The organism is Mesorhizobium sp. M7A.F.Ca.CA.004.04.2.1, from assembly GCF_004022825.1.
In the GTDB taxonomy this organism is placed as follows: domain Bacteria; phylum Pseudomonadota; class Alphaproteobacteria; order Rhizobiales; family Rhizobiaceae; genus Mesorhizobium.
This window is the reverse complement of sequence record NZ_RZPH01001111.1, coordinates 1-1,890: the sequence shown is the minus strand read 5'-3', so window position 1 is coordinate 1,890 and position 1,890 is coordinate 1. Positions and strand designations below refer to the sequence as shown.

2 protein-coding genes are annotated in these 1,890 nt (G+C 66.6%); both read right to left on the bottom strand.

Translation table 11 applies throughout. The annotated features are described in order from the left end of the window. Window positions 1-1,058 (bottom strand): strictosidine synthase (locus tag EN893_RS31860; RefSeq protein ID WP_128362093.1); only part of this gene is annotated, 1,058 nt, incomplete at its 3' end. Continuing rightward, window positions 1,058-1,890 (bottom strand): SMP-30/gluconolactonase/LRE family protein (locus EN893_RS31855; RefSeq protein ID WP_164901293.1); only part of this gene is annotated, 833 nt, incomplete at its 5' end. The genes EN893_RS31860 and EN893_RS31855, both read right to left, overlap by 1 nt.

Genomic DNA, 1,890 nt, shown 5'->3' with positions numbered 1-1,890 from the left:
GTGCCGGAGCCGCGCGATGCGGCGTAGACGCTGCCGCCATGCTCACAGACGGAGGTGACGCCATGCATGCTGCCGTCGGCGCGGCTGTGCCAGCTTTCGCTGGGCCGGCCGCTGTCGTCGCAGCGCGCGACGAGGCCGTAGGAGCGCGATGGCGCCCACGGCTTCAGCACGCCCATCTGCCGGACCGAGCCCTGGCTCAGCGGCTGGTCCGGCCGCGCCGATCCGGCGAGTTCCGGCCCGATCCATTCGCCGGGATCGATCGTCGCCATCATCTCGCGGCGATAATCGTCCTCGCGCAGCACCAGTTCGAGAAGCTGGCGGCGCGGCGCGAACAGCGCCATCCAGAAGCCGCCATCGGAAGCGGGTGACAGGCGCGACGGATAGGCGGGCAGATTTTCCAGGATCGCCACCGGATGCGGTAATTTCGGATCAAGGGCGACGATACGATGGCGCCAGCTTTCGCTGATCGCCAGACGGCCGTTGCCGAGCATGACCGCGCCGTTGGGAAATGCCAATCCGGCTGCAAGCTCACGCTGGGAGCCGCTGTCCGGATCGATGGCGAGCACGACGCCGCTGCTGCCGCCCTCCATCAGATCGCGCTTCCAGTCGCGCGCCGGATGCTTGCGCGAGCCGACACACAGGTAGAGCGAGCCATCCACGGTAAAGACCCCGGCGGTGAGGCAGGACGCCACGCCGCCTGGCAAGCCGATGCGCCTCCAGGTGCCCGGCTGCCCGATTTGCAGGCCCTCACCCTCGATGCCGACGGCAAGGCGGCCATCGGGCGCGGATGCGACAAAGCTGATCGGCGCCGCGAACTCCGCTATTGCGACCGCCGAAGCGCCCGCTCTCCCAAGGTCGATCCGAAAGAGCGTGTTGCCGCTGCTGCACAGCAGTCTCGCTGGCGACGCAACGAGATTGTCGATGGCGGGAAGCGACAGCAGCCGCTCCGCCTCTTCCAGACGGTTGTCCGGTTTGAAGACGCCGTCCATGGCCGGCACGCTGATGCCGGCATCATCAGCCGAAAACAGCCGGCGGACGAACGTGCCTAACCCCGCCATCAGCGCTTCCCCCAGTAATCGTCATGCGCCGTCCATTGCGGATCGGCGCCTTCGATGCGAACGCGGCCGATGCGGTTGTTGGAGACGCCGCCCAGATAGAGCCAGCCCTTGTGCTCGCAGGTCGAGGTGATCGAGGGATGGTTTTCGCCGGCCTCGTCCCACAACGCGTCGATGATCTCGCCGGTTTCCGACACGCGCAGCACGCAGCCGCGATTGATGTTGGGGAACAGCCATTCGTCGGCGGCGATCCGCTTGGCCATGCGGCGGCGAAAACCCGGCTTGCGCATGGCGAGATCGAAGGTTCTGGTGCGCATGCCGAGCAGCGCGATCCAGTAGGTTCCGTCGGAGCCGCGGTTGAGATTGTCGGGATAGCCTGGCAAATTGTCGAGGAAGATTTCACGCTTGCCCTTGTCCGGTCCGTCGAACCAGTAGCGGCTGATGCGGCACGCCCATGTCTCGGCAAAGAGCAGCGACTGGCCGTCGCGGCAAATGGTGACGCCGTTGGGAAAGATCAGGCCGCGCAATATGGTGCGGGTCGAGCCGGTCCTCGGATCGTGGCAGATCAGCCGGCCGTTGCCCCTGCCCTCCAGCGCATCGACCGCCCATTCAGACATTTCGTAGCGGATCGTCGCTTCGCTGAAGAAGATGCGCCCGTCCGGCGCGATGTCGAGATCGTCGGGAAGCCGCAGCCGCGAATCGTCGATCACCGACAGCAGGCTGCGATTGGTTTCGTCGGTGACCTTCGCCACCGTCCCGTCCGGCGAGACGCGGTAGACGCCCATGCCGCCGATGCAGGTGAGCAGGTCGCCGTTCGGCGCGAAGGCCAGCCCCA